Source organism: Dellaglioa sp. CoH-56-MRSF-10 (genome assembly GCF_056782175.1).
Genome location: NZ_JBXAYF010000004.1, coordinates 1 through 14,960, shown reverse-complemented (window position 1 = coordinate 14,960; position 14,960 = coordinate 1). Strand labels below are relative to the sequence as shown.

The window sequence follows — 14,960 nt, the reverse complement described above, 5'->3', positions numbered from 1 at the left end:
TAATGAATATAAATGTAGTATAATGAATTTAAGGTTAATAATTTTAATAAATAATAAAGGGTGGACGTCATGAATAAAACAATAAAAAAAGCGATTTTGTTCGGATTTTCTGGGGTATTGTTGGGTGGACTTGGGTTATTCAATAAGTCTGTTGAAGCTAAGGCTCCTGCAAATAATATTGGGTACAGTGTTCAAAGTATTCAATCTGATAAACAAGTTAAAGCTAGTTTGAAACAATCATACTTTGATTTGAAATTGGATGCTAAGGAAAAAGAAACGATTTCAGTTAAAATCTTTAATTCATCAGACAAAGCATTAAAAATTCGTAATGCTGTTTATACAGCATCTACAAATGATAATGGTCAGCTTGAATATGCAAAAGAATTAGCAAAAAAGAATATTGATAAATCAATGAAATATCCTTTAGCTTCACTTACTAAGTTAGATTCAGGTAGTGTCGTAACAGTTCCTGCTAAAGGAAGTAAAATCGTTAAGGCTACAATTACTATGCCAAAAGATAGTTTCAACGGTGTTTTGTTAGGTAGCTGGTATTTTGAAAAAGTTGATAATTCAACTAAAGAAACAAGTAATAAAAAAGGGATTTCAATTTCAAATGCATATTCATATGCAATTGGAATTAAAATTTTAGAGAAGAAGACGGTTGAACCAAATATGAATTTATTATCAGTTAAAGCTGGTATGAGAAACTATCGTAAAGGTGTATTCCCTGTATTCCAAAACGATAAAGCCGTAATTATTCCTAAATTAACAATTAAATCTGAAATTATGAAAAAGGGTTCAACAGATGTTTTAGAAAATACAACATTAAAGAACCTATCAATGGCTCCTAATTCAAATTTCAAATTCCCAATGCTTTATGACAAGGGTCAATTAGAAGCTGGAGACTACACATTAAAGGCTGTAGCAACAAGTGGTAAAAACACTTGGAAATTCAATAAAAACTTCACAATTACAAATGATGATGCAAGTAAGTACAACAAAGATGCTATTGGAGATCCACAAAAAGCAACAAATCCGCTATGGTATGTTGCTTTAGGTCTTGGTCTCGCAATCCTAGTGATACTAATCTTTTTCCTTATTAAAAGATATGTTGATAAGAAAAAAGCTGATAAGTAAGTATTTAATATTATTATTTATTTTATTTTTCAGTATGCTCGTGACACTTAAAAGTGTGTCTGCAGACATAACGTATGGGTACAGTACGTTACCTAATACGGTTAACAAATATGTTAAGAAAAATAATTCAGAATTTGCAATTTATTCTGATAGTAATAATAGAGAATCACCTTATTTGCAAATAATCGCAACTGATGGATTGACACCATCATGGCAATTGAAAGGTAGGCTACAATATAAGTCAAACGATATTGTACATGTTGACTTATTTCGGCCAAAGTTACAGTCTGGATTAAAGAATATGCCAAGAACTTATGGTGATCTAATTTCTGGAGATTCAACTAATATAACAGCAAATGCTAAAGATAGTAGTGGGGAATATTTATTTTATTGGCCCAATACTTTAATTCAGATTTTGACAACGCATGTGGTAACATATTCGGAAGTACAAATAATTTGGATTATCCAAACGGCAGCAACAAAATAAAAGCTTTACAACATCGAATTATTTAATTCATGTTGTAAAGCTTTTTGATTCAGATTAAGTTACATTAACACATTTTTATATGGTAAAATGGTTTGAGTATTGAAAGGAAGGTGTTTAATATGGATGTTCATAATGTTGAACTTGTTATGAGTGCCGTTGCACCAGCACAGTATCCAACAGATGGTATTCCTGAGATTGCACTGTCAGGACGTTCTAATGTTGGAAAATCATCATTAATAAATACGTTAATAAATCGTAAAAGTTATGCGAGAACTTCTAGTCAGCCTGGAAAAACGCAAACATTGAACTTTTATAACGTGGAACAAAAATTATTTTTCGTAGATGTTCCAGGATATGGATATGCAAAAGTGTCAAAAACAGAACGTGCAAAGTGGGGACAAATGATTGAAACCTATTTAGCAGAACGTACTTCTTTAAGAGGGGTCATTTCATTAGTTGATGCTCGACATGAGCCAACAAAATTAGATGTTCAAATGGTTGATTTTCTTCACTATTACGATATTCCTGTATTGGTTGTTGCGACAAAGAGCGACAAAATTTCTCGTGGTAAGTGGAATCAACATGAGAGTATCATAAGACGTTCATTGTCTTTGACACCTGAAGATGATTTTGTTTTATTTTCGGCTCAAGACAAATCTGGAAAAGAAGAGATTTGGCAATGGATTGAAAGTCATACAGAACTAGGAGAAAAAAATGGAATTTAATGAATATCAAGAAGCAGCAAATCGCACATTATATGGAACTGAACAAGTTTTAACAAATTGTGCATTAGGTGTTGCGGCTGAAGGTGGACAATTAGTTGATTTAATTAAAGATTATACTTTTAAAGGTCGAGAATTAGATAAAGTGAAATTAACTAAAGAAATGGGAGATGTACTTTGGTATTTATCCCAAATTGCTGAATGGGCCGATATTGAATTTGATGATGTTGCAAGAGATAATATTTTAAAATTAAATAAACGTTACCCAGATGGATTTAAAAAATAAAAAAATTCAGATAAGTTTATAACTTATCTGAATTTTTTTATTTTTTAGGTTTCGATTCTTTAACATCAGAACTAGGCTTCTCTTCCGTTTCTGAAGACTTAAGTTCAACTTTAGCAGGATCTTTAGGGTCAAGTGCAAATTTATCAAATAAACTTTCCAAGTTATCTTGGCGTTGGATTTTTAAGCTCATAATTGTAGCCTCCTTATGTAAATATAGAATAACAGTTTATTAAAATGAATACAAGACAACTGATTAATGCATAAAAAGCGCTTTAAATAACTTTTATATGTATAAAGTCATTTATTATATGTATTTAATTGCATAAAAAATCTTTGTAGCATATAATCGATTTATTCACTAATAAGAGAAATTAAAAAAGAGGAGTAAATTGATGCAAATAAATAAAAAATGGTTTATAGGTATATTAATCGCATTTTTCATGATGTTAGTTGGTAGTAATCAAGTAAGTGCTGCAACTGGTAACTCTTTACAGAATGTTAAGGATAAGGGAACGTTAGTACTTGGAACAAGTCCAGATTATCCACCCTATGAATTTCAAACAACAGTTAATGGCGATGATAAAATCGTTGGATTTGATATTTCAATTGCACAAAAAATTGCTAAAGACATTGGAGTTAAGTTAGTAATTAAGAAAATGGATTTTGACTCATTACTTGTTGGCTTAGAAACTAATAAAATTGATATGGTTATTTCAGGTATGAATCCGTCGGATGATCGTAAAAAAAGTATTGATTTTTCAGATGTTTATTACAATGGAAAACAAATGATGTTGGTTAATAAGACTGATGAAGATAAATATAAGACTTTAAATGATTTTTCTGGGCTATCAGTTGGGGCTCAAACTGGATCGCTTCAATATACAATGAGTAAAGAACAAATAAAAAATGTGAATATTAAAGGGTTGGCTAAAGTAACCGATTTAATTTTAGCGCTTAAAAGTGGTAAGGTAGCGGGTGTTGCCATGGAAGAACCAACTGCTAAAGCATACGCACAAAATGATAGTTCATTAGCAGTTGTTAATCCTGGATTTATCTCAGCGCCTGATGCAAGGGGAGCTGCAGCCGGATTTGCAAAGAATTCCGATACTTTGGTGGCAGCTGTAAATAAGTCTATTAAAGAAATTAAAAAGAAAAATTTAATAAATACGACATATTTACCTGAGGCTAGTAATTATTTAACAAAAAATACATCGGATAACACAATGATTCACTATTGGAAATATTTTGCCAAAGGAATTGGTTATACTTTATTAATAACGGCGGTTTCAGTTATTGTTGGTGTTATATTAGGAACGTTGCTAGCACTCATGCGTTTGGGCAAAAATAAAGTGATTAAAGTAATTGCAGTATCCTACATTGAATTTGTTCGTGGAACGCCTCTAATGATTCAAGTGATGTTTGTGTACTTCGGTATTGGAATGTTAGTAAATATTCCAGCGCTAATTGCAGGTATTATTGCTGTATCGCTTAATTCAGGCGCATATATAGCTGAAGTAATACGATCGGGAATCTCTTCTGTTGATGATGGACAAATGGAAGCAGCAAGAAGTTTGGGGCTTTCACAGAAAGAGACGTATCAGTCTGTTATTATTCCACAAGCACTAAAAAATATTTGGCCAGCTCTGGGAAATGAATTTATAACATTAATAAAAGAAAGTTCAATTGTTTCTATTATTGGTGTGACTGATTTAATTTATCAGATGAAAATGGTTCAATCAGCTACTTATAAAGGTATTGCGCCTATCTTTGTTGCAATGTTAATTTACTTTGTTTTAACATTTAGCTTATCTAAATTATTAAATTACTTTGAAGGGAAGATGAAGCATGTCTAAAATTATTGAAGTTAATAAATTAAGAAAATCCTTTGGAAAAAATGATGTTTTAAAAGATATTTCTGAATCAGTTGATAAAGGACAGGTTATCTGTGTGATTGGACCATCAGGATCTGGTAAAAGTACCTTTTTACGTTGTCTGAATCTACTTGAAGTTCCTACATCAGGGGATATTTTATTCGAAGGTGAAAATTTAACAAGTTTAAATGAAAAAGACTTAAATCAATTGAGAGAAAAAATGGGGATGGTTTTTCAAGGTTTTAATTTGTTTCCAAATATGAATGTAATTGAGAATATAAAATTGGCTCCCATGAAAGTTAAAAATATATCAGATAAAGAGTCAGCTGATATAGCTACCAATTTATTAGAAAAAGTTGGATTAGCAGATAAGGCACTACAATATCCAGATAGTTTATCTGGTGGTCAAAAGCAACGAGTTGCGATTGCCAGAGCATTAGCCATGGATCCAGAAGTACTCTTATTCGATGAGCCAACTTCAGCATTAGATCCTGAAATGGTCGGAGAAGTACTTAAAGTTATGAAAACGTTGGCTAGTGACGGAATGACGATGGTAGTTGTGACACATGAAATGGGTTTTGCTAGAGAAGTAGCAGATCAAATTTGGTTCATGGATCAAGGATATATTCAAGAAAAAGGACGTCCAGAAGATGTTTTTGATCATCCGACGTCAGAACGTGCGCAAGATTTTTTATCAAAGATATTGTAAAAAAATAGATTTCAGATAGACTCCCGTCTATTTGGAATCTATTTTCTTTATTCAAACGCTTGTTCGGGGTATAATTAAAGCATATATTAACGTAAAGAAGGTGCCTCGATTGGCTTCAGAGCATATCGAAAATAAATTAGCATTATTACCAGCATTACCAGGATGCTATATCATGAAAAATTTAAATAGTCAGATTATTTATGTTGGGAAAGCAAAAAATTTAAAAAATCGGGTGCGTTCTTACTTCAAAAGTGCGCATGATGGAAAAACAGCTAAATTGGTTTCTCAAATTGTTGATTTTGAAACAATTATTACATCCACTGATAAAGAAGCATTTCTGTTGGAAATTACTTTAATTCAAAAACATCAGCCGTATTATAATATAAAATTAAAGAAAGGTACTGGATATCCATATATTAAAATTACAAATGAAAAAGACCCAATGATGCAAATCGTTAGTCAGGTTAATAAGGACGGTGGATTTTATTTTGGTCCTTATCCAAATGTTTATGCAGCTCAGGAAACATTGCAGTTTTTACAAAAAGTTTATCCTTTAAGAAGATGCAATGGATTTCAGAAGCGACCATGTTTGTATTATCATATGGGGCAATGTTTAGGCTCTTGTTTTAAAGAAGTTCCGCATGAAAAATATGAGGCTCAAATAAAAAAAATCAAATCATTTTTAAATGGTAATGTGATTGTAGCAAAACAAAAACTAAAAAAAGAAATGAGTAAGGCAGCGGATGAAATGTTATTTGAACGTGCCGCTGAATTACGTGATCAAATTCATTTTATTGAAGTTACTGTTGAAAAACAAAAAATCATTTCAAATGATAATACACCTAGAGATTTGTTTAATTTCTATCTGGATAAAGGTTGGTTGTCAATTCAAGTTTTCTTTATTAGGCAAGCACGATTAATGAAGCGAGAAAAAAGACTTTTTCCAATTGTAACAACGGCTGAAGAAGAAATGGCAACTTTTATCCTTCAGTTTTATAATCGAAAAAATAATGTGTTACCAAAAGAAATATTAGTTCCAGCAGGAATTGATACAGATATCTTATCTGATATCTTACAAGTACCAATTCGGACACCACAACGTGGGCAAAAAAGTGAACTTTTAAAATTAGCTAAAAAAAATGCTCGCTTAGTTCTTGAAGAAAAATTCAGATTACTAGAATTAGATGGGCGCAAAACAACTGGTGCCATGAAAGAAATTACAGACGCTATGGGGATTCCAGAAGGTCATCGAATAGAATCTTTTGATCACTCACATATACAAGGGACTGATCTGGTATCAGCCATGGTTAGTTTTATTGATGGTAAACCTGAGAAGAGCGAATATCGCAAATATAAGTTGAATACAGTTGATCATGCGGATGAAGCAGCAAGTACACGTGAAGTTGTTCGCCGACGTTATACACGTCTTTTGAAGGAAGGTAAGCCTATGCCAGATTTAATTTTAATGGATGGTGCTGAAATACAAATAGAAGCTGCAAAAGACGTTTTAAGTAATGAATTAGATTTAATGATTCCAGTAGCGGGGATGGTTAAAAATAACAAGCATAAAACATCTGATTTAATGTTTGGTGATGCTGATCAAAGACTATCATTGGATCCAAAGAGTGAAGGGTTTTACCTTTTACAAAGGATTCAAGATGAAGTCCATCGATTTGCCATTACCTTTCATCGTCAAGTTCATTCAAAGAACTCACTTAGTTCTCGTTTAGATTCTATCCAGGGTGTTGGGCCAAAAACCAAAACGAAATTGTTAAAAGAATTTGGGTCGATGAAACATATTAAAGACGCTTCAATGGAAGAGTTACAAGGATTAGGTATTTCAAAGACAGTCGCACAAACAATAAAATTATCATTATAAATTTACAAAAGGAGTCCTTAATGACAGAGATTTATGTCATTAAGGACTCCTTTTTATTTTAAAATAAAGAAGAGCTATCAGGTATTATCCTGATAGCTCTTCAAAGTTAAACGAATTATTTCTTATTTTCTTTTGCAACTGGACGCCAGATACCGAGGATAATCCCTGCAACTGCAGCACCAATTAAAACAGAAAGTAAGTAGAACGTTTTATTTGTAGCTAAGGCAATTACCCAAAGACCACCATGAGGTGCAGGAACAGAGACGTTCCAGAATTGACTTAAACCACCACCGATTGCAGCACCAATTACACTTGATGTAATGACGTGTAATGGATCTGCTGCTGCGTAAGGAATAGCACCTTCAGTAATAAATGAAATACCAAGAATGTAGTTTGACAAACCGGCTTTTCTTTCATCTTCAGAAAATTTATTTTTCCAGAATGTTGATGCAATAGCTATTGCAAGTGGAGGAATCATACCACCAACCATAACAGCAGCCATCATTTTACCATCACCAGTAGAAGTGAAGACACCAATTGAGAATGTATAAGCTGCTTTGTTAAATGGACCACCCATATCGATAGCCATCATAGCAGCAAGAATTGTACCGATTAAGACGGCATTGGCTGTTCCCATATGAGTTAAGAAATCTGACAAGACATGATTAATTTGTGCGAAGATAGGATTAACCATAAAGAACATAATCGCGCCGACAATTAATAAGGATAAAATAGGGTAGATTAGGATAGGTTTCATCCCATCTAGTGATTTTGGTAAGTTTTTAAAGAGTTTTTTAAGACCGACAATAACATAACCGGCAATAAAACCAGCTGCTAAACCACCTAAGAAACCAGAAACAGATTCAGTTTTAATAACATTTGCGGCAGCAAAGTTAGCCATGTAACCACCAACAATACCAGGCATAAGGGCAGGACGATCACCAATACTCATAGCAATAAAACCGGCTAAGATAGGTACTAAGAAAGCAAATGCATAATTACCAATTCCATTTAAGAAGATAAAAGTTTGTGAACTTGAGCCACCGGGAACGTATTGTTCAACGATGAATGAGAGTGCCATTAAGATACCGCCACCAACAACAAATGGTAACATGTGTGATACACCGTTCATTAAGTTCTTATAAATTTCATTCCAAACACTACCAGAGGTTTCTTCATCATTTTCAGCAGCGTCGGTTCCTTTAGCATGATAAATAGGTGCTTTTCCGTTTACTGCGGCAGTAATCAATTCTTCGGCTTTTTTAATACCATCGGTAACAGGACGGTTAATTAAAGGTTTGCCATCGAAACGATCCATAGCAACTTTTTTATCAGCGGCGACAATGACACCAGACGCACGTTTAATTTCTTCGTCAGTTAAACGATGCTTAATACCTTCTGAGCCATTTGTTTCAACTTTAATGTCAACGCCCATCTCTTCAGCTTGTTTGATGAGGGCAGCTTCAGCCATATAAGTATGAGCGATACCAGTAGGGCAGGCTGTTACAGCGACCACGTATGGATTACCTGATGGTTTAACATCAGTGTTTTTAGCAGCAAGTTGTGCAGCAGCTTCTTTTGCTTCTTTTTCATTTTCAGCGGCAGTGAAGGCAGCTTGAACCTCATCTGGAGTTGTGACTGTTTTTAATTTATCAACTAAATCGGGATTAATTAATAGACTTGATAAAGCAGCTAATGCTTGTAAATGGGCATCGTTTGCACCTTCAGGAGCAGCAATCATGAAAAATAAAAATGTAGGTTGACCATCAAGTGAATCATAGTCAAGTCCTGCTTTACTTTTAGCAAATAGGACAGTAGCACGTTTAACAGCTTTATTTTTTGCATGTGGCATGGCAATACCTTCACCGATACCAGTAGTTGATTGTGCTTCACGTTTTAGAATGTCTTGTTTGTAAAGTTCCTCATCATCAATCACGCCAGCCTCAAAGTATTTATGTACCATTTCATCAATTGCTTCGGCTTTTGTTGTTGCTTGAAGATCCATAATCATGACATCTTTAAGTAATAATTCATTTAAGTCCATAGTGTAAAACTCCTTTTATAATAGTTAGATTTTCTTAATATCAATTTGTGGTAAAATTTCGTTAATTTTTTCAATAGTTGCAATATCTTCAGAAAATGCAGTTGCGGAGCCACAAGCTAGTCCATATTTAAAACTTTCAATAGGATCATTAGTTTTTGCAAAGGTACCTGTAAAACCAGCAATCATTGAATCGCCAGCACCAACTGAATTAATAACAGTCCCTTTAGGCGCATTACTTTGGTAAACAGCATCTTTAGTAATCAATAGGCCGCCATCGCCAGCCATTGAAATTAAAACATGTTGTGCACCTAATTCTAATAATTTTTGACCATATTTCACAATATCGTTGATACCGTTTAAAGTAACATTGAATAATTCGGCTAATTCATGGTGATTTGGTTTCACGACGAGAGGTTTTTCACTAATTGTTTTCAATAGTGCTTCACCAGTTGTATCAATAACAAATTGTGCGCCTTTAGAACGAATTACTTTAATTAATTCATAATAAAAATCTTGAGATAGGTTAGGAACTAAACTACCAGCTAAAATGACAGTATCATCAGACGTCAATGTTTCAAATTGCTCATTGAATAGTTTAAGTTCATCATCTGATATTAGAGGACCCTTACCATTTATTTCGGTTTCTTGGTCAGCTTTTATTTTAATATTAATTCTAGAATCAGCTTTTATTTTTGTAAATTGAGTATCTAGGTGATTAGCTATCATAGCTGACTTAATAAATTCACCTGTGAATCCACCAATAAAACCAAGTGCTTTATTAGGTTGATTCAATTCATTTAAAATTCGGGAAACGTTTATACCTTTACCACCTGGTAATTTTGTATCATAATCCATCCGATTAACTTCGCCAAGCGTTAACTTATCTAGTTGAACGATGTAATCAATAGAAGGATTTAAAGTTACTGTGTAAATCATTGTTGTACCTCCAAAATTTTTGTTTGTGTTTTATAATTTTCAGAATCAGTTACCGGCAATTTATCAGTGATAATTGTAGCCTGATTAAGATCTGCAACTTTAATGAATGAAACTTGGTTAAATTTTGATTTGTCGGCTAAAACATAAGTTTGTCGACTTTGATGAATTGCGGCCAGTTTAACTGCGGCTTCTTCAGGATCTGGTGTGCTAAATCCAAATTTATTGTTAATTGAATTAATACCGAGAAAGACTAAATCAAATTGAAGGTTCTTGATTGATTTAATACTATCAGCTCCCACAATAGCCTTTGTATTAGCTTTAACTTGACCACCGATGACGATTGTTCTAATATCATTTTCAGAAAGAGAAAGTGCATGATTAACACCGTTTGTAACAACAGTTAGATTGTTAACTAACTTAAGATAGGGAATCATTGCGAAAGTTGTACTACCAGCATCAAGAAAAATCACATTATTAGGTTTGATTAAATTTGCAGCAGCTTTAGCAACTGCTATTTTATTTGGCGTATTTAATGAAAATTTTTCTTCTAAATTTGCTTCAACTTTTAATGATTGGATGCTTTGTGCACCACCATGAACTCTTACTAATTCACCATCAGTTTCAAGCTGCTGTAAATCGCGTCGAACAGTTGATTCTGAGACATTTAATTTATGACAAATATCTTGTAACTTAATATAACCATGTTTGTCAATTTCAGAAATAATATATTGGCACCTTTCAATTGTAAGCACTTTCTCAACTCCTTATAAATAAAATACCACCAAAAACATTCAAAATCAACCAAAAACATTCAAAAATACCAAAAAAATTTGAAATATGAGAAATTGGCTTGAATTTTTAAAAGAGTTAAGTAAATACATAGACAAATGACTTTTTCTTCTTTAAAATAGTAAGTTAGTAGTCAACGGAAAGAATAGGTGATCGTATGTTTATAGATCAAGTTACAATTGAAATAAAAGCAGGTAAAGGTGGCGACGGGATGGTAGCGTTCCGTCGAGAAAAATATGTACCTAATGGTGGACCAGCCGGTGGTGATGGTGGCCGTGGTGGTAGTATTGTATTTGAAGTAGATGAAGGATTAAGAACTTTAATGGATTTTAGATACAGTAAACATTTTAGAGCTGAATCTGGTGAAAAAGGAATGATTAAAGGGATGCACGGACATGGTGCACCTGATAAAAGAGTTCAAGTACCAGAAGGAACAACAATTAAAGATGCTGAAACAGGAGCAGTAATCGCTGATCTCGTTCATAAAGGAGATTATGCTGTTGTTGCCAAGGGTGGTCGAGGTGGTCGTGGCAATATTAGATTTGCTAGTCCTAAAAATCCAGCTCCAGAAATTTCTGAAAATGGTGAACCTGGAGTAGAACGTAAAATTCAACTTGAATTAAAAGTTTTAGCTGATGTTGGGTTAGTTGGATTTCCATCTGTCGGTAAGTCAACGCTTCTTTCAGTTGTGACAAGTGCCAAACCTAAAATTGCAGATTATCATTTTACAACGTTATCACCTAATTTAGGGATGGTTCGTTTAGATGATAACCGTGATTTTGTTATTGCTGATTTACCCGGATTGATTGAAGGGGCTTCAGTTGGCGTTGGATTAGGAATTCAATTTTTACGTCATATTGAGCGGACACGTGTTATTCTTCATTTAGTTGATATGAATCCTGAAGAAGGTCGTGATCCGTTTGACGACTATCTTAAGATTAATAAAGAATTAAAAAATTATGACCCTGAATTACTTGAACGTCCGCAATTAATTGTGGCAAGTAAGATGGATATGCCAGGGGCTGCAGAACAGTTAGAAGCATTTAAAAAACAATTGGCAGAAGATTCTACAGTGGAAGAAACACCTCGTGTATTTTCTACTTCTTCTATTACTCGTGAGGGACTACAAACCTTAATGAATGTAGCTGGTGATTTATTGGAAGAAACACCAATGTTCCCAGCACTAAACTTGAAAGAACAAGAAGCACAACAAAAAATCTATGATTTCGAAAAAGAACAAGAAAAATCTGCACCTGATTTTGTTATTAATAGGGATGAAGATTTAACTTGGGTTCTTTCTGGAGAAAAATTAGAACGTCTATACCAAATGACAAATATGGACCGAGACGAAAGTTTGATGCGTTTTGCACGTCAACTTCGTGGTATGGGTGTCGATGATGCTTTACGTGAACGTGGTGCTAAAAGTGGGGATATAGTGAGAATTGATAAATTCTCATTTGAGTTCGTTGAATAATTCGGAATATTAATAATTTACGGTTACGCTATCAGCAAATAAAAGGGTAATTTATATAAGATAAGAGGAGAACGGAACAAGATGGATAAGAAAAAAAGATTAAAAAAAGCCAGATATATTACTGGCTTTGATGGCGTGAGGACATTGGCTGTTATTGGGGTTATCCTTTATCACCTCGTGCCATCTAGTCTACAAGGTGGATACTTAGGTGTACCGATATTTTTTGTTGTATCGGGTTACTTGATTACTGATTTACTTAATCAGGAATGGGAACAAAATAAAAAAATTGATGTTCTAGGCTTTTATATTCGACGGGTTCGACGACTTTATCCAGCGTTATTGACGATGTTGATTGCAACTATTGCCTATATAACACTATTTCAAAGAGAGTTATTGAAAAATATTCAAGAAATTTTCGCATCAAATTTGTTATATGTTTATAATTGGTTTCAAGTTTTGCACAAAGAATCATATTTTGATCATTTCGGGACGCCATCACCATTTACGCATCTTTGGTCGCTATCAATTGAAGGTCAGTACTATTTTTTCTGGCCTATTATAGTGGCGTTGCTAATTGTGTTTTTAAAACGAAAAGAACGGATTTTTAATCTTATCTTTATCTTAGCTTTTATTTCCGCATTAGCGATGGCCTTCTTGTATAAAGCAGGATCTGATCCAAGTCGTGTCTATTATGGAACGGATACAAGAATGTTTTCAATTTTATTGGGGTCAGCACTTTCATTTATTTGGCCAAGCAGTTCTTTAAAAAAGGAAATTTCAAAAAAAGGCCGATTTGTTTTAGATGCGTTAGGTATAGTATCGCTCATAACAATTATTAGTTTGTTTTTGACTATGTCAGATCAAAGTTCGCTTGTTTATCGTGGAGGGATGTTTTTCTTTTCAGTTTTAGTTATGATTTTTGTAGCTACAATTGCACATCCTGGAGCGGATATGAACAAAATTATGACAAATCCTGTTTTTACTTGGGTTGGTAAGAGAAGTTATGGCATTTACCTATATCAATTTCCAATAATGGTATTCTATGAGTCAAAGATTCAGAGTATAGGTGATCATCCATGGCTAAACGCGCTAATTGAAATATCTATCATTTTATTAGTGAGTGATTTGTCATATCGATTCTTAGAAAGACCTCTACAAAGATTTAATTATAAACAAACATTTACATTTATTAAAGAAACCTTTACAAAGGATATTAAAAAAACTCGTCAAAAATTTTCTATTATTGTGGGTGCATTAATAATTGGTATAGCGTTGTTTGGAATAATTAACGGACCAAGTCTTTCAATTACTGGAGTGAATGCTTTACAGAATACTATTAGTGAGAATGCTAAAGTAGCTGATAAAAAGAATGCTGACGCATTAAAAAAACCGAGCTCGTCTAGTTCTAAGAAAAAACAATCAAGTAGCAAAAGTGCTTCTAAAACTAGTTCTTCAAAAGTAGTTGCTGAAAAACAAAGCCCAACATCATTAACAAAGGCTGAGACAAAAAAAGCCTCAAGCGTATATGCAACGGCAATTGGTGATTCTGTATTGGCAGATGGAGAAAACATATTACAAGATGATTTCCCACATATGTATGTTGATGCAAAAGTCGGTCGTCAGGTATATACAGCTGCTGATGATATTAGGTTGTTGGCTAAGCAAGGTAAACTTCAAGATAACGTTGTTATTGGTTTAGGGACAAATAGTCCATTTACAACCGATCAGTTTGACGATATTATGAGTGCAGTTGGTTCGGGGAAACAAGTTTACTGGATTAATGTACATGTCCCAACAAGGCGTTGGGAAGGTACCGTTAATAGCATGTTGGAGACACAAAAGAAAAAATATTCAAATTTGCATATAATTGATTGGTATTCATATAGTAAGGATCATACAGAGTGGTTTTATGATGATAATGTTCATCCAGATCCCGATGGTTCAAAGTATTATGCAACGTATATTGCAAGACAATTAATTAAAAATATGTAAAATACTTAAGAAGCCCTACAAACTATGGTTTGTAGGGCTTCTTATTTTTGGGTCTGCGTCAAATAGTGTTGGTGAGACGATAAACGTCTAATTTAATTAAGGGAAATCCAAAAGGATTTCCTTTTTTTAGTTATGAATTAATAAAATTCTTTCAAATAGATGATGCCAGTTTCTGAAACCGTAACAGCTACGTTTAAGTGTTTTAATTTTTCGGTTAAGTCCCTCTATAGGGCCATTTGAATATGGTGAAGATAAACTATTTTTAATATAATGCTGATTCTTTTTAAAAGTGGTTATTACAGTATCCATTTCACTGTTATTAGGTTGATAGTCTTCTAATAACTGAGTTAAATTAGAAGTGTCGGCTTTATTGATAGCTAATAAAATATCTTGATATGTTTCATAGACTTTTTTGAAGTTAGAACTTTGTTCTAATCCTAAATCAACAACATTCTGTTGCGTCATATATTCTTTCGTACTAAAAAAATAAACAGATTTTGAACTTTCTAGTTCTGTTTCTTGTTTGTGAAAAAGGCGCCACTGAGTTTTTAAAGCTTTGTAATAATCCCTTTATGGTTGTCAGATGAAATAATATAATTTCATCCGATAATCATGGAGGGATTTTTGTATGTCC

The 14,960-nt window shown here is 33.4% G+C and carries 13 protein-coding genes and 1 pseudogene; 9 read left to right on the top strand and 5 right to left on the bottom strand.

The genetic code is table 11. The features are described 5' to 3' along the window. Positions 1 to 69: 69 nt before the first annotated feature. From AC1RP4_RS05240 to AC1RP4_RS05225, 4 genes are all read left to right on the top strand, one after another. Positions 70 to 1,137, top strand: a complete 1,068-nt coding sequence (locus AC1RP4_RS05240; protein WP_409022413.1) for a WxLIP family cell surface protein — start codon at positions 70 to 72, stop codon at positions 1,135 to 1,137. 40 nt (positions 1,138 to 1,177) lie between these two features. Beyond that, positions 1,178 to 1,624: a hypothetical protein gene (locus tag AC1RP4_RS05235; RefSeq protein WP_481763207.1), complete on the top strand. Its 447-nt coding sequence runs from the start codon at positions 1,178 to 1,180 to the stop codon at positions 1,622 to 1,624. A 119-nt stretch (positions 1,625 to 1,743) separates the two neighbouring features. After that, positions 1,744 to 2,349, top strand: a complete 606-nt coding sequence (gene yihA, locus AC1RP4_RS05230; protein ID WP_481761714.1) for a ribosome biogenesis GTP-binding protein YihA/YsxC — start codon at positions 1,744 to 1,746, stop codon at positions 2,347 to 2,349. Beyond that, positions 2,339 to 2,632, top strand: a complete 294-nt coding sequence (locus tag AC1RP4_RS05225; protein ID WP_409022416.1) for a nucleoside triphosphate pyrophosphohydrolase family protein — start codon at positions 2,339 to 2,341, stop codon at positions 2,630 to 2,632. The genes yihA and AC1RP4_RS05225 overlap by 11 nt, the downstream gene beginning before the upstream one ends. Before the next feature lie 37 nt (positions 2,633 to 2,669). Here the strand turns inward: AC1RP4_RS05225 and AC1RP4_RS05220 are convergent, their stop codons facing one another. Then, positions 2,670 to 2,822: an SPJ_0845 family protein gene (locus AC1RP4_RS05220; RefSeq protein WP_409022417.1), complete on the bottom strand. Its 153-nt coding sequence runs from the start codon at positions 2,820 to 2,822 to the stop codon at positions 2,670 to 2,672. Between the two features lie 202 nt (positions 2,823 to 3,024). On the opposite strand from AC1RP4_RS05220, the gene AC1RP4_RS05215 reads away from it, so the two are divergent. The 3 genes from AC1RP4_RS05215 (at position 3,025) to uvrC (ending at position 7,091) form a co-directional block, all read left to right on the top strand. Next, complete coding sequence (locus tag AC1RP4_RS05215; protein WP_481761715.1) at positions 3,025 to 4,485, top strand: ABC transporter substrate-binding protein/permease; 1,461 nt, start codon at positions 3,025 to 3,027, stop codon at positions 4,483 to 4,485. Continuing rightward, positions 4,478 to 5,212 (top strand): amino acid ABC transporter ATP-binding protein, encoded by a 735-nt coding sequence (locus AC1RP4_RS05210; RefSeq protein WP_409022419.1) that lies wholly within the window; start codon positions 4,478 to 4,480, stop codon positions 5,210 to 5,212. Before AC1RP4_RS05215 ends, AC1RP4_RS05210 begins: the two co-directional genes overlap by 8 nt. A gap of 109 nt (positions 5,213 to 5,321) precedes the next feature. Continuing rightward, positions 5,322 to 7,091 carry an excinuclease ABC subunit UvrC gene (gene uvrC / locus AC1RP4_RS05205; RefSeq protein ID WP_481761716.1) on the top strand — a complete coding sequence of 590 codons (1,770 nt, stop codon included), beginning with the start codon at positions 5,322 to 5,324 and terminating at the stop codon, positions 7,089 to 7,091. A gap of 115 nt (positions 7,092 to 7,206) precedes the next feature. Here the strand turns inward: uvrC and AC1RP4_RS05200 are convergent, their stop codons facing one another. The 3 genes from AC1RP4_RS05200 to AC1RP4_RS05190 are packed head-to-tail and all read right to left on the bottom strand — an operon-like array spanning position 7,207 to position 10,823. Then, positions 7,207 to 9,135: a PTS fructose transporter subunit IIABC gene (locus tag AC1RP4_RS05200; RefSeq protein ID WP_409022421.1), complete on the bottom strand. Its 1,929-nt coding sequence runs from the start codon at positions 9,133 to 9,135 to the stop codon at positions 7,207 to 7,209. Between the two features lie 24 nt (positions 9,136 to 9,159). Continuing rightward, positions 9,160 to 10,071 (bottom strand): 1-phosphofructokinase, encoded by a 912-nt coding sequence (pfkB, locus tag AC1RP4_RS05195; protein WP_481761717.1) that lies wholly within the window; start codon positions 10,069 to 10,071, stop codon positions 9,160 to 9,162. Beyond that, entirely contained in the window at positions 10,068 to 10,823 is a 756-nt protein-coding gene (locus AC1RP4_RS05190) for a DeoR/GlpR family DNA-binding transcription regulator (RefSeq protein ID WP_481761718.1), read from the bottom strand. The genes pfkB and AC1RP4_RS05190 overlap by 4 nt, the downstream gene beginning before the upstream one ends. A 194-nt stretch (positions 10,824 to 11,017) precedes the next feature. On the opposite strand from AC1RP4_RS05190, the gene obgE reads away from it, so the two are divergent. Together obgE and AC1RP4_RS05180 are read left to right on the top strand one after the other, a co-directional pair. Then, the gene (gene obgE / locus AC1RP4_RS05185; protein WP_409022424.1) at positions 11,018 to 12,334 is read left to right on the top strand and encodes a GTPase ObgE; all 1,317 of its coding nucleotides are present in this window, start codon (positions 11,018 to 11,020) and stop codon (positions 12,332 to 12,334) included. Between the two features lie 81 nt (positions 12,335 to 12,415). After that, complete coding sequence (locus AC1RP4_RS05180; RefSeq protein ID WP_481761719.1) at positions 12,416 to 14,326, top strand: acyltransferase family protein; 1,911 nt, start codon at positions 12,416 to 12,418, stop codon at positions 14,324 to 14,326. Positions 14,327 to 14,452: 126 nt separating this feature from the next. Here AC1RP4_RS05180 and AC1RP4_RS05175 read toward each other — a convergent pair. Next, positions 14,453 to 14,875: pseudogene (locus tag AC1RP4_RS05175) on the bottom strand (transposase); the annotation flags it as partial. Between the last annotated feature and the right edge of the window lie 85 nt (positions 14,876 to 14,960).